The sequence below is a fragment of the Salipiger sp. H15 genome, from assembly GCF_040409955.1.
In the GTDB taxonomy this organism is placed as follows: Bacteria; Pseudomonadota; Alphaproteobacteria; order Rhodobacterales; family Rhodobacteraceae; genus Salipiger.
Genome location: NZ_CP123389.1, coordinates 10,844 through 32,643, shown reverse-complemented (window position 1 = coordinate 32,643; position 21,800 = coordinate 10,844). Strand labels below are relative to the sequence as shown.

At 68.2% G+C, this 21,800-nt stretch carries 10 protein-coding genes; 8 read left to right on the top strand and 2 right to left on the bottom strand.

Features of this window, described 5'->3' with window-relative positions:
* Complete coding sequence (locus PVT71_RS27520; protein ID WP_353476541.1) at nt 1-1,635, bottom strand: hypothetical protein; 1,635 nt, start codon at nt 1,633-1,635, stop codon at nt 1-3.
* 641 nt (nt 1,636-2,276) lie between these two features.
* On the opposite strand from PVT71_RS27520, the gene PVT71_RS27515 reads away from it, so the two are divergent.
* From PVT71_RS27515 to PVT71_RS27480, 8 genes are all read left to right on the top strand, one after another.
* Complete coding sequence (locus PVT71_RS27515) at nt 2,277-3,809, top strand: oligosaccharide flippase family protein (RefSeq protein WP_353476540.1); 1,533 nt, start codon at nt 2,277-2,279, stop codon at nt 3,807-3,809.
* Entirely contained in the window at nt 3,806-4,756 is a 951-nt protein-coding gene (locus PVT71_RS27510) for a methyltransferase, TIGR04325 family (RefSeq protein ID WP_353476539.1), read from the top strand. The genes PVT71_RS27515 and PVT71_RS27510 overlap by 4 nt, the downstream gene beginning before the upstream one ends.
* Entirely contained in the window at nt 4,744-5,919 is a 1,176-nt protein-coding gene (locus PVT71_RS27505; protein ID WP_353476538.1) for a DegT/DnrJ/EryC1/StrS family aminotransferase, read from the top strand. Before PVT71_RS27510 ends, PVT71_RS27505 begins: the two co-directional genes overlap by 13 nt.
* Nucleotides 5,920-5,932: 13 nt before the next feature.
* Nucleotides 5,933-6,754, top strand: coding sequence for a glycosyltransferase family 25 protein (locus tag PVT71_RS27500; protein ID WP_353476537.1), 822 nt, complete (start codon nt 5,933-5,935; stop codon nt 6,752-6,754).
* Nucleotides 6,751-8,622: an FAD-dependent oxidoreductase gene (locus PVT71_RS27495; protein WP_353476536.1), complete on the top strand. Its 1,872-nt coding sequence runs from the start codon at nt 6,751-6,753 to the stop codon at nt 8,620-8,622. The genes PVT71_RS27500 and PVT71_RS27495 overlap by 4 nt, the downstream gene beginning before the upstream one ends.
* 375 nt (nt 8,623-8,997) lie before the next feature.
* Nucleotides 8,998-10,899, top strand: a complete 1,902-nt coding sequence (locus PVT71_RS27490; protein ID WP_353476535.1) for a non-ribosomal peptide synthetase — start codon at nt 8,998-9,000, stop codon at nt 10,897-10,899.
* The gene (locus tag PVT71_RS27485) at nt 10,896-18,731 is read left to right on the top strand and encodes an amino acid adenylation domain-containing protein (RefSeq protein ID WP_353476534.1); all 7,836 of its coding nucleotides are present in this window, start codon (nt 10,896-10,898) and stop codon (nt 18,729-18,731) included. The genes PVT71_RS27490 and PVT71_RS27485 overlap by 4 nt, the downstream gene beginning before the upstream one ends.
* Complete coding sequence (locus PVT71_RS27480) at nt 18,728-21,571, top strand: condensation domain-containing protein (RefSeq protein ID WP_353476533.1); 2,844 nt, start codon at nt 18,728-18,730, stop codon at nt 21,569-21,571. Before PVT71_RS27485 ends, PVT71_RS27480 begins: the two co-directional genes overlap by 4 nt.
* Here the strand turns inward: PVT71_RS27480 and PVT71_RS27475 are convergent.
* Nucleotides 21,553-21,720 (bottom strand): hypothetical protein, encoded by a 168-nt coding sequence (locus PVT71_RS27475; RefSeq protein WP_353476532.1) that lies wholly within the window; start codon nt 21,718-21,720, stop codon nt 21,553-21,555. The genes PVT71_RS27480 and PVT71_RS27475 overlap by 19 nt on opposite strands.
* Between the last annotated feature and the right edge of the window lie 80 nt (nt 21,721-21,800).

Genomic DNA, 21,800 nt, shown 5'->3' with positions numbered 1-21,800 from the left:
TCATGCGGCCCCCAGCATCTTGGGCAGGCCCCCGAACACCACGGCGGCACGCTCCGTTCCGGCGGGGCGGAGCTTGGAGCGCAGGATCGCGGAGCGCGTGCGGGCCACGGACCGCCGCCAAGCCTTGGATTCCGCCGCGCTGACAAACAGTCCCACGATCCGTGCCCTCGGGATGTCGCGGTATTCGTCTCCGCCACGCATGGGGTCGAGATGCATGTCCCCGGGCGCACTCATTGATTTTACGAAGGCAATTTCGCCGCGTGGGGATCTGCCGGTGAAGCCGCGCGGGGCCTTTGCTGCCACCGCGAGGGCCGCAAGAAAGATCAGCGGCACGCCCGGGTCGGGCACCGTGGAGGCCAGCAACATCGAGGTCAGGCAGGCCAGCGCGGCGACCCGCGCGCTCGACAGGACCGACGCCTGCCCCTCGGAAGCCCGCCCGCCGAAGGCGGCCCAGAGGAAGGCCAGGAAGGCGGCGGTGCCGATCAGCCCGACGCTGCCCAGCAGGACGAAGATCAGGCCGTTCGATCGCAGCGATCCCGTGCCCGCGCCCAGCCCCCAGGTGTCGCGCAGGGCCTCGAGGCCGCCCATGGCCCAGGCGGTGCGCTCCATTCCGGACGAGCTCTGCGACTTGTCGAGGACCAGGTTCTGCACGACCTTGCCGATCATGTCCGGCGCGGTGGTGAAGAGAAGCATGCCCGAGATCGTCAGGGTGATCCCGAAGAGACCCGCGGCGGCAAGTATGAGCGTCTTGCGCGACACGCGCCGGGGCATCGCCGCCAGCGCCTGCGGCCCCAGCACCAAGCAGGTCACACCCAGCGAGATGATCCCGGTCGAAGACAGCGCCATCAGCGTGAAGCCACCATTGGCCAGGGCCAGAGCGGCATGCCCGAGCCGCCGCTCGCGCAGACTGGCGGTGGCGAAGAAGGCGCAGAACATCGAACTGGCGGCGCCGAAGCTCGAGGCCTCCGAAAAGCCGCCGATCACCCGCGGTACGCCGTTAACGGTGGCTTCGTTGGACAGCGAGTAGCCGGCGGTGCGGATGATCGACAGCAGCGGATCGAGCGCCAGAAGGTCCATCGCGCCCAGCAGGACATTGAGGCCGGCTCCGAACGCGAGGCACCGGACACCGAAGGCCGTACCATGCCTGGCCAGCACGTGGCTTGCGATCACGAAAAGACCGCAGGCGATGAGCACGTAGAGGGTCTGGGAGATGTTCGAGTTGCTGGGTCCGAGCCAGACCTTTTCCCAGGAAAAATGAATGCTGACCTTCACGCCGGTCGCGCCACGCGACAGGGCAAAGACCATCAAGTCGCCCTGGAACAGGCGCACCAGCACGGTGGCAGAGAACACGGTATAAATCGCGAAGAGTGCAAGGATCAGCGTTGCGGGCTCGATCGGCACTCGGTCGCCCCGGATCAGCCGCGCAACCAGCGCGATGGATCCCAGTCCGATCAGCGTCGCGGCGCAAAGGTTCACCGCCAGAAGCGACAGGCCGCCCACGGAGGGCAGCCCGACCACCGAGAACATGCCGAAGGGGATCATCGCCACCATGAGCATGAGCACGTTCTGAGCCCCCCGGACCGCAAAGAGAGCGAGGATCGCAAGAAAGACGATCGAGGCGGGGTACAGCTGCAAAACGGGACTCCGTTCGAGACGGGTGAGACCCGCGGGCCGCGGGCACCTTGCTGTGGGGTTGGGATGGGCGGCAGGCGCCGGGTGCGCAGGGCGCTGCGCAACGAGTCCAGACTCCCATGGCCGGTCGAGCCGGTAAATAGACCAATGGATCAGTCCATCCGGGAAAGGCGCTCGACGCCATCGTCGCGGATGCCGAACACCCCCGCCCCGCCTTTATTTTTCGCATTTCTTTCAGAATGATCGCGGATCCGCAGGGAAGAACATGATCGTTTTGTTAGCTACCGAATCCACCGTCGAAAGCCGATCATAAGTTGACGTTCCATAAAGGAGGTGACGATCTTTATGAGATCCTCCTTGGCCATATTCTTCATGAGTTCGGAAATGTTATTTTTCTAGGGGCGCTGTAATTAATTCTTCATGGCGAATATTTTTTCGAAACGAATTTCGACATGACGGCGAGTCATCCGGAGGCTTTATCTTGATTATTTCCCGACTTTCTAAAATGCCGTGGTATTACCAAGGAATGCGCGATGCTCTACCCCAATCGCGCTGGATTTCATTTATTCCGAGCGTGCGGCGGTCGATCGCCATGACCGCGGTCCTGCTCCGGCCCGCCCTCGTCCGAGAAGGCGGCCGCTGAGATGACCGCAACCGATCCCGGAACCCAAGCCCCGGATCTTCAGGTGGACAGCGCGGCGCCGGTCGCGGCCGCAGGCCGCGGCACCGCGGCGGATGCCGCGGCGATCATGCTCGAGCGGATCTTCTCGCAAGTCGCGCAACTGATGGTCTTTGTCTACGCGGCCCGGGTGCTGGGCCCGACCGAGTTCGGGGTCTTCGCGCTCGCGTCGGCCTGCGCCGTGCTTCTCTTCCGGGTCGCCGAGATGGGGTGGTCGCCGTTCATCATGTCGCGCGGAGATGACTGGCTGGTGGTCCAGCAGGTCCTTTTCGTCGCGATCATGTCCGGGATCGCCTTTGCCGCGGTCGGTGCCTGCGCGGTGCTGCTCGCCGGGCTGGACCAGGACCTCAGATCGCTGATGATGCTCTTCGCGGTCTGGATCGCGCTGGCCAATGCGGCGTCGGCGCAGAAAGCCGTGCTCACCTGGGCGGCACGCATCCGAAGCTCGGCGCTGTCGGAGATCGCCGGCGAGGCCGTCGGTCTCGTCGTGGCGATCGCTGCGCTGAAGCAGGGGGCAGGGGTCTTCGCGCTGGTCTACGGACGGCTCGCCTGCCAGCTGGTCGTACTCTGCGTCACCTTCGCTGTCACGCGCCGGGCGCCCCGGCGTGGCCTTCCTGGGCCGATCATGCGCGAGCTCGCGCATTTCTCGCTGCAGTACCTGTCGAGCCGGATTCTCGTCAACGTCCGGCTCCAGTTCAGCACGCTGATCGTGGGGGTCTTTCTCGGTCCGACCATGGTCGGATTCTTCCGCGCAGCGGAGCGGGTTGCCGGAAGCGTCACCGAACTCATCTATGTGCCGGGGCAGGTGCTCGCCTGGCAGCATTTGCGCCGGGCGCGCAACGGCGGGACGGCGGAGACGCGCATGGCCCGCATTTCGCAGACGCTCGTGCGCCAGTGCACCGTGCTGACCGCCCTCGGCGCCCCGTTCCTGGTCTGGCTTGCCGTGTTCAACGACGAGATCGTGCGGGGCCTCTTCGGTGCGGGCTGGGAGCCTGCGGGGATGCTGCTGATGATCCTGGCACTGGGTCGGCTCCCCATGTTTCCGGGCGTCTTCATCGAACCCTTCCTGACGATAATCGGCGCGGTGCGGCGCCTGCCGCGCTACACGCTGGCGATCTTCCTCGTCTCCGTCGTGCTGACCATGTCCTTCGCCCCCTTCGGCGCGGTTCCACTGGCATATTCCCAGGCCGGGGTCTCGCTCTTTGCCGCGGTGAGAGCGGTTCAGGTCTTCCGCGACACGGCGGGTATCCTGCCCGGCGAGCTGGCCAGGAGCCTGCGGGGCACGTTCATTGCGCTGGTCTTCGGGGTGGCGGCGCTCTTCATCTTCGGCCACGCCATCGTGGCGGTGCCGATGCACCCCCTGCTTTTCGCGGTTCTGTCCGGGCTGGCGGGGGGCGCGGTCTACCTAGCCGTTCTCTTCTTCGTCGATCCGGCGCTCGGCGCGCTGCTCGCCGACGCGGTGAAGCTTCCGTCGCGCAGCTCGGAGACCCTGTCATGACCCCGGTCGAGACAGTGCCGGGCGCGCGCGGAACCGGACGGCGCGAACGGCTGCGGGGCCTGCTCGGCCTCATGGCGGCGCTGCCCATTGCCGGAGGCGCACGGATCGCCGCGGCCACCCAATGGGCACCGCGCTTCAGCGGCGTCTACAGCGATTGGGCCAGTGCCGAGCAGGCCGCGCGCCGGGCCAGCGCCACGGGGTACGACTCCGAGAAGGTCGCCGCGGTTTCCTTCGAGATCATGTGCCGCCGCGCTCCCTGGGATTACCCGATGCTGTTCTGGCTGGAACGGCTCGGCGGGCAGGGAACCCGCGTCCTTGACGCCGGGGGCCACATGGGAACGAAGTACATCGCCTTTTCAGGGGTGCTTGACGTCCGGCGGTTCGACTGGACCGTCTTTGACCTGCCCGGCATCGTCCTTGCCGCGCGCAAGCGTCAGGAGAGGCACGAGCTGCCGGAGCGGCTCCGTTTCGTGGACCGGCTGGCCGACGCCCCGCCCTGCGACATACTGATTGCCTCCGGCCTGCTGCAGTATCTCGACACGCCCTTTGCCGGGTTCGTGGCCGCGCTGGCGCAGCGCCCGAAGGTCGTGCTGCTCAACGAGGTGGCGCTGCGCCCGGACGCGGGCGTCTTCACCGTTGAACGGATCGGTCCGGGGCGCGTTCCATACCAGATCCGCTCGCGCACGGATTGGGACGCCGAGGTCGACGCGATGGGGTACGACGTCGTCGACGAGTGGCCCATCCCCCAGCTGTCCCACACCGTTCCGACGCATCCATGGCTGCCGGCCAGCGACAGCCGGGGCTGCGTGCTGATCTGCCGCAAGGCCAGACGCGACATCATCGCCGGTCCCGGGCAGGTCAACCGCCTTGCTCCCCCATCCCAACTGCCCACGAAGGCTCGGCAAAAAGCGAGCCACCAATCTGGAGAACGCCAATGCCACGAGTAGGGCTAAGCGAGCTGTTCGCTCTCGGACGGGTCATCACCAACGGTCAACTCCTGCGCTATCCCCGCGGCGCGAAGGGTTACACCCACAGGTTCGAGACGAGGCTCGCGGAGATGACGGGCGCCAGTCACGTGCTGACGGTCAACAGCGGGACCAACGCGCTGATCACCGCGCTCGCCGCGGCGGGGATCGGGCCGGGCGACGAGGTGCTTGTCCCCGCCTACACGTGGATGGCGACCGCGATTGCGCCGCTCGCGGTCGGTGCCGTGCCGGTGCTGGTCGACATCGACGAGACTCTCACCATGGACCCGCTCGACATAGAGCGGCGACTCTCGCCCTACACCAAGGCGATCATCCCTGTGCACATGCTGAATCTGGTCTGCAACATGGATGCGATCATGGAGATCGCGCGGCGGAACGAGCTGATCGTGATCGAAGACGCGGCACAGGCCGTCGGCGTCAGCTACAAGGAACGGCGTACCGGCTCTATAGGCCATCTGGGTGCCTACAGTTTCAACCATTTCAAGAATATCACCTCTGGCGAGGGCGGCGCGGTGCTGACCAGCGACCGCGGCTACTTCGAGCGCGCCCGGATGTACCATGACCCCGGCAGTTTCATGCGCGGGCATGGCGAGGCGTCAGAGCCGCTGTTCGCGGGGCTGAACTTCCGGGTCTCCGAGCTCACCGGAGCCGTGCTCTGGGCACAGTTGGCCAAGCTTGACCCATTCCTGCGGCGGCTGCGCAGACGGCACCCGATCGTCGCCCGGACTTTCGCGGATCTGCCGAACTGCCGCCTGTCGCCGCACAATGACCCGGAAAACGCCGTCGCGCTGAGTGTGATCTTCGACGATCCGGAGGAGGCACGCGTGTTTGGCAGGACGCGCGGCGCCGAGCGGCTGCTGGACACCGACCGGCATGTCTTCGTCAACTGGGAGGCGGTGCTCTCGAAGCGCGCGTTCCATCCGAAGATGAATCCGCATGCCTGGGCCAATCGCGAGATCACCTATCTGCCCGACGACTACGCCCGCACGCTCGAGATCCTGTCGCGCACCTGTCGCGTGTCGCTGGGGGCGCAATACCCCCTGCCGGTAATGCAGTGGCAGAAGCGGAGCCTGCGCAACGCCGCGTCGAGGGCCGGGGCCGTCGGTGCTGCAGTCCCCGCCTGAGGAGAGCCGCGCCATGCGAATGGAACCCCACTCGGAGCGACAGCCTGTCGAGGTAGCCGTCATCAGCCTCAAGGGAGCGGCACCGCGGCGTCGGCTCATGGAAGAGCAATTCACCCGGCTGCCGCTGCCCTGGCATTTCTTCGACGCGCACGGATCTCTGGTGAACCTTGCGCCGCGCTATGATCCCGCGACCCTCTACCACAAATTCGGGCGCACTCTTTCCGTGCCGGAGCTCGGCTGCTGGTCGAGCCACTACACTGTCATCGAGGAATTCCTGCAGCGGGGCAGCAGCGACTATCTTCTCGTCTTCGAGGATGACGTCATCTTCGACACGGCCTTTGCCCTGCCGGCGCTCGTCGACCTCTGCCGGGCACGCGGCATTCACTACATGAGGCTGTTCGGGATGTATTACGCTGACGCGGTGCGCCTGAGCTTCTTTTTCGACCGTTCTATCATCCGCTACAAGTCGAGCCCTGCTGGCGCGCAGTCCTACATTCTCTCGCGAACCGGGGCGGAGCGGATGCTGGCGGCTCTGGGTGAGATCGAGGCGACGATCGATCTTGCGATGGACCACTTCTGGAAGACGGGCCTGCCGATCTATGCAGTGTTTCCGTTCCCGGTTATCGAACGCTATTCGCCAAGTTCGGTCCCGATGCAGGCGGCCACTCCGCTCGACCGCATGAACGAGGCGATCTGGACTGCCAACAGGGTTTGTTCGCGGCTCAGCAAGCTGCGCGAGAACGTCAGCCTCGCCGCCTCGGACAGGAAGTTCCGCCGCGAAGCCCTGCGGTTTCAGCAGATCCTGACCGAGGACAATTCAGGGGCGGCGTCATGAACTCTTCGCGGTTCGTCCGCGAGCTTGCGGCAGTGGACGATGCCGAGGATCTGGCATGCGATGTGCTGATTGTCGGCGGCGGGCCTGCAGGGCTGACTGTCGCGCGCAGCGTGGCGGGCTGCAATATGCGGGTGCTGGTGCTGGAAAGCGGGGGGATCGAGCCGGGCCCGGACGCGGAGGATCTGAACGAGGTGATCGTCGGGGCCGGCACCTGGACCGAGGCACAGGCAACCCGGCGCACCGCCTACCATGCGCCCCAGGCCCCGCACTGGTCGCACAGCCGGCAGGGCTACGGCGTGCGCTGCCGCGGCCTTGGCGGGGCCACGGCGGCGTGGGCTGGAAAGTCGGCGGCCTTTGGCGCCATCGATTTCGAGGAAAGACCCTGGGTTCCGCACAGCGGCTGGCCGCTGCGCCTCGAGGACCTCGAAAGCAATCTCGAGAGGGCGGCACGGGTCCTCAATCTCGGGCCCAACTGCTATGGCGACGCGCTTTGGGCATTGATGAAGCGCCAGGTGCCCGAGCCGCGGCCGGACCCGGAGCGGCTCGAGTCGTTCTTCTGGCAATTCGCCCGCTCCACCATCAATCCGATGGACGTGCTGCGGGCTGGCGCCGAGTTCCTGAAGGACCCGCCACCGGGATGCAGGGTGCTGACCGGCGCGACGGTGCTGGAGGTTCTGACCCGCGACGCGGGACGCTGCGCGGTGGGTGTCACCGTTGCCGACGGAGCCGGGCGCCGTCGGGCCATCCGCGCCCGCGCAACGGTGCTCGCTGCCAGCGCCATCGAGAATGCGCGCCTCCTGCTCAATTCTGAAGGCGAAGGCCCCGCCGGGCTGGGCAATGCGACCGGCTGGGTGGGCCGTTGCCTGATGGATCATCCGGGCGCCGTGATCGGCGCCTTCAAGCCTGAGGATATTGCCAAGCTCTCCCGTCTCTACGGCTTCTATGGTGTCAAAGGGCCTAACGGTGTCCACATGTACATGCGCGGCCTGACACCCTCCCCGCGGGTTCAAAAAGAGGAGGGCCTCCTCAACTGCGCCGCCTTCATGCCGGGCGAGCGCGCGCCGGACGATCCCTGGGACGCGGTGCGGCGCCTTCTGAAAGGCGGCAGCACGCACTGGGGCCAGGACCTTTCGGCCATTTTGCGCTCGCCGCGGCTGGTCGCGGTGGGCGCCGGCCGTCTCGCGTTGCAAAGCCCCCGCTTTCCCGAGCGGCTCAAGCGCGCCACGATTGACCAGGTCCTGCGCCGCGTGCCGGGCCTAGCGGTTGGGGAGTATCTGACCGGCGGCGTGCCGCACAAGCTGGTGTCCCTTCAGATCCAGGCGGTCTGCGAACAGGTGCCGGATCCCGAGAATCGTGTGTTCCTGGCACAGCGGCGCGACCGGTTCGGTCAGCGCTTGCCGGCGGTGAGGTGGCGGGTGGGGGAGTTGGAGACCAGAACGCTCGTCCGTCTTGCCGGGCTGATCCGCGAAGAATTTGCAGCCGCCGGTCTTCCGCGGCCGCAGCTGGCGGACTGGGTCCTCCGCGGCGATGTGATGGCGGCCGGGATCATAGACATGGCACACAGTTCCGGCACGACGCGCATGTCGGCGACGGCGCATCAAGGGGTGGTGGACGCCCAATGCCAGGTGCACGGGGTCGCCCAGCTCTTCGTCGCGGGTGCATCGGTGTTCCCGACCAGCGGTCATGCCAATCCCACGCTGATGATCGCGGCGCTTGCGGACCGGCTCGGCCTGCACCTTCGCGGCGTGCTGACGCGCCGGGTGGAGGCGACACCGCAGCTCCAGCCGCGGCCCGAGGGACCGCCGCGTGGTGACGGGCGCCCGGCACATCCGGACGTCGAGGACACGCCGGAGAACGCCGACATGTGATGCCGCTGGATCGGGACGATTCCCGGGCTGTCCGGCTTGGACCCGGATCGCAGAGGATCACATTTTGAGCGAGGTCGTGCGGCACTTTGCGTGGTCAATTCGCGGGAAGGCAAACGCCAAGGCATCCGCCCGCAGAGAAGCGTACCGAAGCGGACGTAATCATTTTGTTAGCTACCCAAATAGATGCGGAGCGCAGATGATCGAAGCCAGGGAATTGGGACGGGAAAGGCCTGTTTTCTGCGCGGGATGATTTTCCTGACGGAAAACAAAAAACGGCCACCTATTTCATCTGCGTCTCGACGAATTTATTGATTGAGCCTTGCTCCACATCTCCCTGCTTCTGAAATGAGGCGGAATTGGGACGGAGGGAATACATTGTCATTTTCTATTGGCAACGCGCAGCCGATTCATTCGCATCTGTATTATGATCCTTCCTTCACCATCCCGCGCCTCTTCATCTCGCAGGTGCGGAGCCGACCCAATGCGATAGCGGTCATCGAGGACGAGGATTATCTCTCTTACGCCGAACTCGGCACGCTGGTGCTGCAGTTGGCCTACGACCTTCTCTCGGCGGGCGTGTGCAAGGGTGATCTTGTCGGCCTGGCGTCGCGCCGCAGCGTCGAATCCGTCGCCGCGCAGCTTGCGCTGGTCTCGATCGGTGCCGCGTTCGTGCCGCTGGACCCGGCGGCGGCCGAGCGCCACCACCGCGAAGTCGTCGAACAGGCAGGGCTGCGGCTGGTGCTCCTGCATCCGCGCGACGCGGACTCCGCGACACGGTTCGTCGCGGCAGGCTGCAGAGTCGTCACGCTCAGTCGTGCCCGGCCGGCCGGAGCGCGCGACGAGGAGGAAATCGCCGGCGAACTCGAGCGCGTCAGCGCGGGAACCACGCCCTCGCAGCTGGCCTATGTCATCTTCACCTCGGGCTCGACCGGGCGGCCAAAGGGGGTCATGGTCGCGCATCGCGGGGTCTGCCGGCTGGTCCGCGGCCAGAGCTACGCCGATCTCGGGCCCGACCAGGTGATGCTCTGCATGGCGGCCGTCGGGTTCGATGCGGTCATCGGAGAGGTTTACAGCGCGCTGCTGAACGGGGGCGTGCTAGCGATCCTGCCGGACGCCGCGCCGTCGCTGGACCGCATTTCCGAGGTGATCTCGAATGCGGGGGTCACCATCGCCTATATCACGGCCGGGCTCTTTCACATCATTGCCGAGCATCGCCCCGAGATGCTCGCGCCGTTGCGCCAGTGCTTCCCCTGCGGCGACGTGCTGTCGGAGGTCCACGTGCAGCGGATGCGCGAGCGCCTGCCGCACCTGCGCATGATCAACGGCTACGGCCCGACCGAGAACACCGTCTTCACCTGCTGCTATCCGATCGACGACGGCTGGACCGGCGGTCCGATCCCGATCGGCCGCGGCCTCGCGCATGACGAGCTTTTCGTGCTCGACGAAAGCCTGAACCCGCTCGCGGATGGCGAGATCGGCCAGCTTGCGGCGGGCGGGGCGGGGGTCGGCATCGGCTACCTGGGGCAACCCGAACTGACCGAGGCCTCCTTCCGCACCTTGACGTTGGGCGACTACTACGGGCGGGTCTACCTGACCGGGGACCTCGTCTGCCGCCATCCGGATGGCGTGATCTCGTTTCACGGGCGCGCGGACCGGCAGATCAAGGTTAACGGCCAGCGGGTAGAGCTCGACTCCATCGAGCATGCGCTGCGCGCCGACGCCGAGGTGGAGGATGCGGTGGCCGTGGCCGTGCCCCGGCCCGACGGAACGCGCCGGATCGTCGCCATCGTGAAGCCCCTGCTGGATGACGGCGCCCTCGACGGCTTGCGCGGACGCCTGCGCGAGCTCCTGCCGCCGGCGGCATTGCCCTCCGAGCTCCTCGCGCGTGACGAATTTCCCCTGACCAGTTCCGGCAAGGTCGACCGGCGCCGCATGGCCGCCGATCTTGTCACGGTGTCAGAGCCGGTCCCGGCCGTGGTCACCGGAGACAGCTTTCGCGAGATCATCCGACAGGTCTGGGAGCGCACGCTCGGCACCCCGGTGCGGGTGCTGGACAAGACCTTCTTCGACCTCGGCGGCACCTCGCTGCAGCTGATCGAGGTTCATGCCGAGCTGCAGACCCGTCTCGGCCTTCGCTTCGACATCGCCAAGCTTTTCGAGGCGCCGCGCATCCGCGACATCGAGCGTCTCTTCGCCGGTGCAGTCACCGCCGACCCCGTTGCGGCCCGCCGATCGACCATGGCCCGAGCCAGAGCAAGAAGGATACCCCAGAAATGAAAGACCAATCCCTTCCCGACATGGCCATTCCGGGCGCGATCGCGATCGTCGGCCTCGCGGGGCGTTTTCCCGGCGCAAGCTCGGTCGAGGACTTCTGGGCGTCGGTCCGGGCCGGCCGCGATCTCATTCGCCCGCATCCGCCCGAGACCCTCGCCGACAACTTCAGCGACGCGGAGCGCGCCCGTGACAGCTACGTGCCGGTGCGTCCCTCGCTGCCCGATGTCGCGATGTTCGACGCCCCCTTCTTCGACATGCTGCCGCGCGAGGCGGCGCAGACCGATCCGCAGTTCCGGGTGTTCCTGGAATGCTGCTGGCAGGCGCTCGAGGATGCCGGCTGCGACCCGCGCCGGGCGCCCGGGCCGGTCGGCGTCTTCGGCGGCGCGTCGATGTCCACCTATTTCCTCAACAACGTGCTGACCGACCGCGCCCGGACCGAGGATTTCGTCTCGACCTATCAGCTGGGCGACTACCACCAGTTCATGGGGGCGCTCACCGACACCCTCGCGACCCGGGTGGCCTTCCGCCTCGGCCTGACGGGCCCGGCCATGACCGTGGCCACGGCCTGCTCGACTTCGCTCGTGGCGGTTGCGCAGGCCTGCCAGAGCCTCGAGGCCTTCCAGTGCGATCTCGCGCTGGCCGGCGGGGTCTCGATCACCTTCCCGCAGGAGCGGGGCTACATGTACCAGGAAGGCGGCATGGTCTCGCGCGACGGGCATTGCCGCCCCTTCGACGCCGAGGCCAGCGGCACGGTGTTCGGCCATGGGGCCGGTGTCGTCGCGCTGCGCCGGATGGAGGACGCGCTCGCCGACGGGGACCGGATCTACGCGCTGATCCGCGGCTGGGGACTGAACAACGACGGCAGCGACAAGATCTCCTTTACCGCGCCGAGCGTGGACGGGCAGGCCATGGCGATCGCCATGGCGCAGGGCGCGGCCGGAGTGGAGCCTTCGTCGATCGGCTACGTCGAATGTCACGGCACCGGCACGCCGCTTGGCGATCCCGTCGAGTTCGAGGGGCTGAAAAAGGCATTCGCGGATGTCGCGCCGGGCCGGGTCTGGCTCGGCTCCTCGAAGGCGAACGTCGGCCATTGCGATGCCGCTGCGGGGGTCGTGGGTCTTATCAAGACGACGCTCTCGCTGCGCGACAGGGTGGTTCCGCCGCTGGCGAACTACACCCGCCCGAACCCGAACATCGACCTCGAAAACAGCCCCTTCCGCATTCCCGTGCAGGAGATGAGCTGGGACGACGCCGGCCCGCTGCGGGCCGGGGTCAGCGCGCTCGGCGTGGGCGGCACCAACGCGCATGTCATCCTCGAGGAGGCACCGCGCCGGCAGTCCGGAGAGGCCGACCGGCCGGTGGTCCTGCCGCTCTCGGCAAGGACCGACCTCGCGCTGAAGGCGCAGGCCGAAGCGCTGGCCGAGGCGCTAGAGGCAGGGGATGCGCCCTCGCTGGCGGACGCGGCGCTGACCCTTCAGGAGGGGCGCGCGGTCTTTGGCCGCCGTGCCGCCGTGGCCGCCGAAACCCGTGCGGAAGCGGTGGCCGCTCTGCGCGGCAGCCTGCGCGCCATGGACGCCGCGGAGGAGGCGCCGCCGGTGGCCTTCATGTTCCCCGGCCAGGGCTCGCAGCATCCCGGCATGGGGCAGGGGCTCTACGCGCAGGAGCCCGTCTTCTCGCGGATCATCGATCAGGGCAGCGAGGTGCTCGCGCCGCTGCTCGGGCTCGATCTCGCGCAGCTGATCTACCGCACTCCCGATGCCGCCGCCGCCGCGCGGGTGCTGCGCGACACGGCGATCACCCAGCCCGCGCTCTACCTCGTGGAGTTCGCCACGGCACGGCTCTGGGCCGAGCGCGGCGTGACACCGCAGGCGATGATCGGCCATTCGGTGGGCGAGTTCGTCGCCGCCACGATGGCGGGCGTCATGTCCTTCGAGACGGGGCTGAAACTCATCGCGGCACGCGGCCGACTGATGCAGGACCAGCCGGCGGGCGCCATGCTGTCGGTGCGGGCCCCGGCCGATGCGGTCCTCTCGATGGCGCCGGAAGGCGTCGATCTCGCCGCGCGCAACGCGCCCAGCCTGACCGTCTGGGCAGGGCCGGGCGAGGCGGTCGATGCCTTTGCGCGCGAGCTCGAGACCGCGGGCATCGCCTGCAAGCGGCTGCACACGTCCCACGCCTTCCATTCGGCGATGATGGACCCGGTGGTCCACGCGCTCGAGGCCGAGGCCCGCAAGCACAGCTTCGCCGCGCCCGAGCTCCCCTATGTCTCCTGCGTCACCGGAGACTGGATCACCACCGCGGATGCGACCGATCCGGCCTACTGGGCGCGCCATTGCCGCGCCGGTGTCAACTTCGAGGCCGCGGTGCAGACGCTCTGCGCGTCGGGCCCGGCGCCGATCCTGCTCGAGGTCGGTCCCGGGCGCACGCTTGGCGCCTTCGCGGGGCAGGCGGTCGACCGCAAGCGGCGGGCCGTCATCCTCCAGTCGCTTCCCGACCACGGCGAGGCGGACCGCGACCGACACGAGATGGCCAACGCGGCCGGCGCGATGTGGAGCGCCGGTCTGGCCATCGACTGGGCGCCGTACCGGGTTGGCGCCGTGGGGCGCGTCTCGCTCCCCGGCTACCAGTTCGAACGTTCCCGTCACTGGATCGAACCGCCCGCACCGCTGGCCCGCCAATCCTCCCAGCCCCTGGCCGCCGTGCCCGCCGCTCCCACCGCAACGACAACCTCAGATAGGCCCGCCATGCAGATGCCCTCGCGCACCGAAACGCTGACGACTCGAATTTTTGGACTGCTCGAAGAGCTTTCCGGGGAAAGCTTCGACGCCGGGGAGTCCGGTGCCAGCTTCTTCGATCTTGGCTTCGACTCGCTGCTTCTGGCGCAGGTCTCGCAGCGGCTGGGCAAGGAGTTCGGCGTGTCGCTTACCTTCCGCCAGCTGATGAAGGACTACCCGAGCGTCGAGGCGCTGGTCACCTATCTCGACGCCGAGCTTCCGCCCGAGGCCGTGCCCGCCCCGTCTGCTGCTCCGGCGGCAGCGCCGGCGCTGAACGGAGTCGCCCCACCCGCGGGCCAGCCGGCTCCGGGCGGAGTGCCGGCTTCGGGCGAGCTCTCGGCGCTCATGGCCTCGCAGACGCAGGCGCTGCTCGCCCTCTTCGACAGCCAGATGCGGGCCTGCGGCGGCACCGCGGCGGCAGGCGCGGCCGCACCGGTGATCGCGGGCGCTCCGGCACCGCAGCCCGCGAAGGGTCGCGCGCCGGTTGCGGCGGGCGGCGACGAGGGGCCCTCGCGCTACGAACGCGGCAAGGGGAGTGCGACACAGACCGAGTTCACCGAGGCCCAGCTGGGGCTCATCGCCGAGATCGCGGCCGAGCATGATGCGAAGTACCCGCTGTCCAAGGAACGGACACAGGAGAACCGCAAGCGGCTCGCCGATCCGCGGACCGCATCCGGCTTCCGCCGCGAGTGGAAGGAGATCGTCTACCCGGTCATCGCGGAAACGTCGAAAGGCGCGCGGCTCGTCGATGTCGACGGCAACAGCTACCTCGACCTGGTGAACGGCTTTGGCCAGACCGCCTTCGGTCACGCGCCGGATTTCGTGACACAGGCCGTCGCCGAACAGATGGCCAGGGGCTTTGCGATCGGGCCGCAGACCCCGCTGGCCTACGAGGTGGCGCGCAAGTTCCTTACGGTCACCGGCCATGAACGGGTCACCTTCTGCAACACCGGTTCCGAGGCGGTGATGGCGGCGATGCGCCTCGCGCGCACCGTCACCGGGCGCGACACGATCGTCTCGTTCAACGGCGACTACCACGGCCAGTTCGACGAGGTCCTGGTGAAGGGGCGCAAGTCGGGGGATCCGACCGCGCTGCCGGCGGTGGCCGGTGTTCCGGCCGGCTCGGTCGCGAACATGGTGGTGCTGAGCTACGGCAGTGACGCGTCGCTCGACTGGATCCGCGAGAACGTCGGCGAGATCGCCGCGGTGCTGGTCGAGCCGGTCCAGAGCCGGCGGCCCGACCTGCGACCGCGTGCCTTCTGCGAGGAGATCCGCCGCATCACCGCGGAGTCCGGCGCGGCGCTGATCCTCGACGAGATCGTCACCGGCTTCCGGGTCGCCCGGGGTGGTATCCAGGAACTCTGGGGGATCGAGCCCGACATGGCGACCTACGGCAAGGTCGTGGGCGGCGGCATGCCGATCGGCGTGCTGTCGGGAGCGTCGCGCTTTCTCGATGCGCTCGATGGCGGCCACTGGGCGTTTGGCGACGAGAGCGAGCCGGAGGTTCCGCCGACCTTCTTTGCCGGCACCTTCGTGCGGCACCCGCTGGTGCTCGCGGCAATGTCGGCGGTGCTCGATCACATCGACGGCGAGGGGAGGGCCCTTTACGAGCGGGTCGCGCCGCGCACCGGCGCGCTGCTCGCGGACATGAACGACGTCCTCGTCGCGCGCGGCCTGCCGCGGGCGGTCACCGGCTTCTCGAGCTGGCTGATCGTCAACCTCTCGTCGCTCGATCCGCGCGCGGCCCTGCTCTATCCGCTCATGCGGCTCGGCGGGGTCCATGTGCACGACGGCTATCCATGGTTCTTCACCACCGCGCACGAGGAAGCCGACTACCTCCACGTGCTCGAGGCGTTCACGGCGGCGGTCGACCGCCTGCAGTCGGTCGGCATCCTGGGAGGGACGGCCCGCGCGGTGGACGTGCCGATCACCCTGCCGCTGACCGCGCCGCAGAAGGAAGTCTGGATGGCGGCGCAGCTCGGGGATGCAGCCTCCGGCGTCTTCATCGAGGGCATCGGGCTGCGGCTCGAGGGGCAGCTCGACGTCGGGGCGCTGGAACGCGCCCTCAACGAGGTGATCTCGCGCCACGACGCCCTGCGCCTGCGCTTCGCCGCGAGTGGCGAGGCCGCCGAAGTGATGCCGCGCCTGCGCCTGTCGCTGATCCCCGAGGAGACCGACGAGGCGGGGCTTGCGGCCATGATCGCCGAGGACGCGCGGACCCCCTTCGACCTGACCGAAGGGCCGCTCGTTCGCGCGCGGCTCGCGCGGCTGGGGCCCGACCGGCACGTGCTCAACCTCACCACCCATCACATCGTCTGCGACGGCTGGTCGACCTACCTGATCCTCGAGGAACTGGCCGCGCTCTACAACGCGGATCGCTCGGGGACCACGGCAGTGCTCTGCCCGCCCGCCAGCTTCGCCGACTACGCCCGCACCGAGGGGAGCCGGGCCCCGTGCGACGCCACGCACGCCTACTGGTCCGCGGAATTCCCGGAAGCGCCCGAGCTGCCCGACCTGCCGACCGATGCCCCGCGCATCGGCCGTCGAAGCTTCGCCGGCGCCACCCACGTGCACTGCATCGAGGCCGATCTCGTCCGGACCCTGAAGCGCAGCGCCGGGCGCGAGGGCGTGACGCTCTTCGGGGTGCTCTCCGGCGCATTGGCGGAACTGCTCGGACGGCTGTCCGGTGCCGAGGAGGTCACGCTTGCGGTGCCGACGGCGGGGCAGCTCCTGCTGCCCGATGACCGGCTGGTGGGGCACTGCGTGAACCTTCTGCCGATCCGCCTCACCCGCCAGCACAACGCCGATTTCGCGGACTACCTGAAAGGCGTCGCGACGAAGGTTCTCGACTGCTTCGACCACGGCGACATGACCTACGGCGATATCCTGCGGGCAGCGGGGGTGACCGGAGGTGTCGATCGCCAGCCGCTGACCGAGGTGCAGTTCAACCTCGACCAGCAGCCCGACGACTTCGGCTTCGACGCGCTGTCTGGCACCGTCGCCTCCAATTCCCGCGCCTACACCAATTTCGATCTGATCTTCAACGTCACGGAGAGCCCCGAGGGTCTTCGCATCGACCTGACCTACGCCACGGACATCCTCACCGAAGACACGGTGGCCCGCTGGTGCCGGCAGTACCACTGCCTGCTGGTGGCGATCGCGGAGGGGATGTCGCTGCCGGTCGGTGCTGCATCCCTGCTGTCAGCCGAGGAAGCGGCGGCGCTCGCGGCGCTCGGCAATGACACGGCTGCACCGATGCCCGAGGTCGCGCGGCTCGAGACGCTGATCTCCGCCCAGGCGGCGAAAACGCCGGAGCAGATCGCCGTCGAGGACGCGTCGGGCAGCCTGACCTATGCCGAGCTCGAGCACGCGAGCGACCTGCTGGCGGCGGCGATCCGGGAACGTCTGCCCGAGGCCGGCGCGCGCGTTGCCGTCATGCTCGACCGCTCGTCGCTGCTGGTCGTCGCGCTGCTTGCGATCCTGAAGGCGGGCCATGCGTATGTGCCGCTTGATCCGGGCCATCCCGAGGCGCGCAACCGGCTCGTGCTCGAGGCGGTGACCGGGCTGATCCACGGCGGTGACATCCCGGCGAGTGCCGAGGGGCTCAATCTCGAGATGCTTCCGGTCAGCGCCTCGGCGCGCCTTCCCGAGGGCGGCCTGCCGCCGGTCGCGAGCCTCCCGGGCGACGATGCGGCCGCCTACGTCATCTTCACCTCGGGCTCGACGGGTACACCGAAGGGGGTCGAGGTGCCGCATTCGGCGCTGCTCAACTTCCTCGCCTCGATGGCCGAGCGGCCCGGGATCACCGCAGGCGACGTGGTGCTCGCCGTGACCACGGTGTCCTTCGACATCGCCGGGCTGGAGCTCCTGCTGCCGTTGACGGTGGGCGCACGCACGGTCATCGCCTCCGAGGCGGATGTGCGCGAGGCCTTCCCGCTGGTCGAGCGGCTCGGCCGGGGCGACATAACGATGCTGCAGGCAACGCCGACGCTGTGGCAGATGCTGGTCGAGGCCGGGCTGAAACCGGACACAGGGCTCAAGATGCTGGTCGGCGGCGAGGCCTTGCCGCGTGACCTGGCGGACCGCCTGCTGGCTCTCGGTGGCGAGGTCTGGAACATGTACGGCCCGACGGAGACGACGATCTGGTCGTCCTGCGGGCGGGTCGACCACGGGCCGATCACCATCGGCGCACCGATCGCCAACACCGTGATGCATGTCCTCGGCGAGACGGGCGAGCTTGTTCCGGTCGGCGTTCCCGGCGAGCTGGTGATCGGCGGCGCGGGGCTTGCCAAGGGCTACTTCCGCCGTCCGGACCTGACCGAGGCAGCCTACCGCATGATCGATGTTCCCGGCGCCGGGCCGATCCGGCTTTACCACACGGGCGATCTGGCGCGGCGCAATGCCGACGGCACGATCGCGCTTCTGGGCCGCGCCGACGGGCAGGTCAAACTGCGCGGCTTCCGGATCGAGCTGGAAGAGATCGAGGCGGCGATGCGCGCCGTCGACGGGGTTTCGGCCGCTGCCGCCGCGCTCAGGGACAGCCCTGCCGGCCCGGTTCTCGTCGGCTATTACGTGGCGAGGTCCGGGGCGCCAAATGCGGCGGTCTTTGCCGCCAGCCTGCGCCAGGTGCTTCCGGAATACATGGTGCCCAGCCGGTTCCAAAGGATCGACGCGCTGCCGCTCACGGGCAATGGCAAGCTCGATCGCAAGCGGCTGCCGGCGCTGGAGCCGCTCGACGCAAAAGCCGCGGTCCGGGAAATCGTGGCGCCGGGCAGCGAGCTCGAGCAAACCATCCTGGGGATCTGGCAGGAGGTGCTGGGGACCGGGGCAATCGGGGTGACCGACGACATCTTCGACCTTGGCGTGAATTCGCTCAGCATCTTCCGCATCGCGGCACGGATGCTCGACCGGGACCTTGGGATCGAAGCCCGTCACATCATGGAGAACCCGACGATCCGCGGTCTCGCGGCCTACGCCGAAACCCATGCCAACGAGCCGAAGGCGCCCTCGCTCAAGGACTTCCGCAGAGGTGCGCGGCGCCAGGCCGAGGTGTCGGCATGACCGCCCCGACCTCGCGCCATGCCGGCGATGCGCCCGCGGCTACCGTCGCGGTCGAAACCGGGCGGTTCCCATGTTCGGCCACGCAGGAACGCTGCTGGTTTCTCGATCAGCTCAATCCCGGCACGCGGGCGCTCAATGTCGCGGTGCGATGGAACGTCCAGGGCAGGCTCAGCGCCGCGGCGCTCGAGGGCGCCTTCCGGGACGTGATCGCGCGGCACGAGATCCTGCGCACGCGCTTCGAAGACCGCGGGCACGGGCCGGAGCAGGTGATCATGGAGAGCAGCGAGTTCCGGCTCTCCGAGATCGACATCCGCACGACGCCGGCCGCGGAGCAAGCGGCGCGGGTCGAGACCATTGCGACCGAGAGCGCCTCTCTGCCGTTTAATCTCTCGACGCCCGAGCTGGTCCGCGCGACGCTGATCCGGCTCAGCAACGATCGTGCGATCCTCGCGATCACCATCCACCAGATCTGTTTCGATGGCTGGTCGATCCGCAACCTCGGCCGGGAGATCGGCGAATGCGCGGCGGCGCGCGCGACCGGCACTGTCGCCGAGCTGCCGGAGCTACCCCTGCAATACGCCGATTACGCCCTGTGGCAGAGGGCCTATTTCGACAGCCCCGCCTTTTCGGCAGAGCTGGCGGCCTGCCGCGAGCGGCTGGCCGGGGCCCCCTATTTCGAACTCCAACCGGATTTCCCGCGCCCGCTATCGCGCAGTGACCGCTGTGCGATGACCATGTGCGACCTGCCGCCGGCCTTCGGCGAGCGCCTCGAAGAGGAGGCGCGTAGACGCTCCATGTCGCCGTTTGCCTATGGCGCCGGCGTGCTGAGCGCGATGCTGGCGACCTGTGCCGGCACACCCGAGGTCACGATCGGCACGCAGACGGCGGGGCGAACCGAGGTCGATCTCGAGCCGCTGATCGGAGCCTTCATCAACAACGTCGTCATGCGCTTTCCGACCCCTGCCGACGTGACGATCAACGAACATCTCGGCCGCGCCAAGGTTGTCGTCCAGCAGGCGCTGATGAGCCAGCATCTTCCCTTCAACAAGCTGGTGGAGACGCTCAACCCGCCGCGTGACCCGTCGCGGACGCCGCTCATCTCGGTCAACTTCATCCTGCAGCCGGCCTTCATGGAGACGGTCCGCTACGGCGAGTTCGAACTTTCGAGCGCCCCGTCGCATGCGCCGGGCGCGATCTACGACCTCAGCTTCGTGCTCATCGGCCGGTCGACGGGCTGGCGGATGACGCTGGAATACAACTCCGACCTCTTCACCGCAGACCGGGCGGAGGCGCTCCTCGACATCTGGCGTGCCGCCTTCGGCACGGCATTCGAGACGCCGGAAAAGCCGATTACCACCATGCCGAGGCCGAAGAGCGATCCCGGCACCCTCGAGGCCGACGCGCGCCGGATCGCAAGGATCGAGGCTTCGCTCGCCGCGCATCCGCAAGTCGGCCAGGCGGCGGTGGTCCAGTACTCGGAGTCCGACGGCACGCGCCGCATCCACGCGTTCGTCTCACCCGCCTCCGAGGCGCCGCTGGTGCCGCTCGAGGGGCTGCCGGCATCGCTCGCGGACCATCTCCTCGGTGAGTTGGAAGAGGATGGCCAACCGGATGCGATCAGCGTCCTGCGGGCGCTGCCGCAGGATGCCGAAGGGCGCTTCGTCAGGGCGCAGCTTCCACTCGCGGCGGCGGTCATGGCGGCGGCGCGGAGCGGCGGCGCGCCTGCTTCGGCGGCTCCGGACGGTGACGTCGGTGCGATCGAGGCCCGGCTTATGCCGATTTGGAGCGAGTTGCTCGGCCTCGACAAGATCCCGCCGAACTCCAGCTTCTTCGATCTTGGGGGCCATTCGCTCCTGACGGTCCGCATGCTGGCCCGGATCGAGCAGGAGTTCGGCAAGAAGCTGAGCCTGGCGACCGCCTACCACAGCCCGACGCTGCGCGCGCTGGCCCGGCACCTGTCGGGCAGGGACGCCTCCGCCCCCGATCGCGCCGACTGGCGGGTTCTGCGGCTGAACGAGGGAGGGCAGGGGATTCCGCTGATCGCCATCAACAACGCCCAGACGATCTACGCGCTGGCCAACGGCTTTGCGCGCGAGCGTCCGGTCTTTGCCGTGAGGATCCACGACGCGGCGCATGGCACGCAGCTCGCGGCGCGCCGGTTCGAGGAGATCGCGGCCGACTACGTCGACGCGGTGCGCAGCGCGCAGCCGCATGGACCCTACGCCCTTTTCGGCAATTGCGTGCATGGCAACCTCGCGCTCGAGGTGGCGCGGCAATTGCAGCAGGACGGGGAGCAGGTCGCCGCCGTGGTCATGAAGGACGTCTGGGAGCCGAGCTATGCCGTGCGCGTCGGTGCCAGCCGCATGACCTGGCTGCTCGCGCGGTGGCACTTCCTTGGCACGCGGCTGCGGTTCCTGCGCAGGGGGGATATCTCGCTGCAGTCGTTTCTCGGCACGTTCCGGGCTTTCCGCGGTCCGCTGCGCCTGGCGGTGCGGGCCGGGCTGATCGAGCGCGTCAGGCACACCGACCTGGATGCCGAGCAGGAGGAGTTCATCGCCTACCTCAGCAGGGCGCGCGATGGCTATCGGCCGGATGCCTTCGACGGTCGCGTCCTGCACTTCGTGACATCGGAGAGCCCCTCGGGGCGTGGCTTCGAGAAAGGAATGGGCTGGGAGCGGGTGGTGACCGGGAACCTGGAGACCGTGCCGCTGCGGGAGCTCAGCATCTCCCAGGGGCGGAACGTCGGGATCGCGGACGCGGCGCAGAAGATCGAGGCCGTGCTCGTGGCCCGCGAGGCCGAGCTTGGCCTCGCCGTGGAAGATCAGCGCAATGCCAGGTAGAACGCGCCCGCCCAGGCCAGCGCCGCGAAAGCCACGGCCGCAACACGGATCCGCCGGCCTGATGCCGCGTCAAGCTCCGCTTGGGTGCGGGCAGTCGGTCGGCTGCCGCGGGGCTGCGCGCAGGTCGCGGATTCGTCGGGGTTATGCATGGCCAAAGGCTCCTCTGGGGGCCGGAGAATGTCTCGGTCGAATTACTGAAGCACCCCCGCCGCGCTGGAGAGCCGGGAAA

Excerpts from the sequence above, each read along its gene's own strand:
- PVT71_RS27495 (WP_353476536.1), top strand. The coding sequence starts at position 6,751 with ATGAACTCTTCGCGGTTCGTCCGCGAGCTTGCGGCAGTGGACGATGCC.
- PVT71_RS27505 (WP_353476538.1), top strand. The coding sequence starts at position 4,744 with ATGCCACGAGTAGGGCTAAGCGAGCTGTTCGCTCTCGGACGGGTCATC.
- PVT71_RS27475 (WP_353476532.1), bottom strand. The coding sequence starts at position 21,720 with ATGCATAACCCCGACGAATCCGCGACCTGCGCGCAGCCCCGCGGCAGC.
- PVT71_RS27485 (WP_353476534.1), top strand. The coding sequence starts at position 10,896 with ATGAAAGACCAATCCCTTCCCGACATGGCCATTCCGGGCGCGATCGCG.
- PVT71_RS27500 (WP_353476537.1), top strand. The coding sequence starts at position 5,933 with ATGCGAATGGAACCCCACTCGGAGCGACAGCCTGTCGAGGTAGCCGTC.
- PVT71_RS27480 (WP_353476533.1), top strand. The coding sequence starts at position 18,728 with ATGACCGCCCCGACCTCGCGCCATGCCGGCGATGCGCCCGCGGCTACC.
- PVT71_RS27510 (WP_353476539.1), top strand. The coding sequence starts at position 3,806 with ATGACCCCGGTCGAGACAGTGCCGGGCGCGCGCGGAACCGGACGGCGC.
- PVT71_RS27515 (WP_353476540.1), top strand. The coding sequence starts at position 2,277 with ATGACCGCAACCGATCCCGGAACCCAAGCCCCGGATCTTCAGGTGGAC.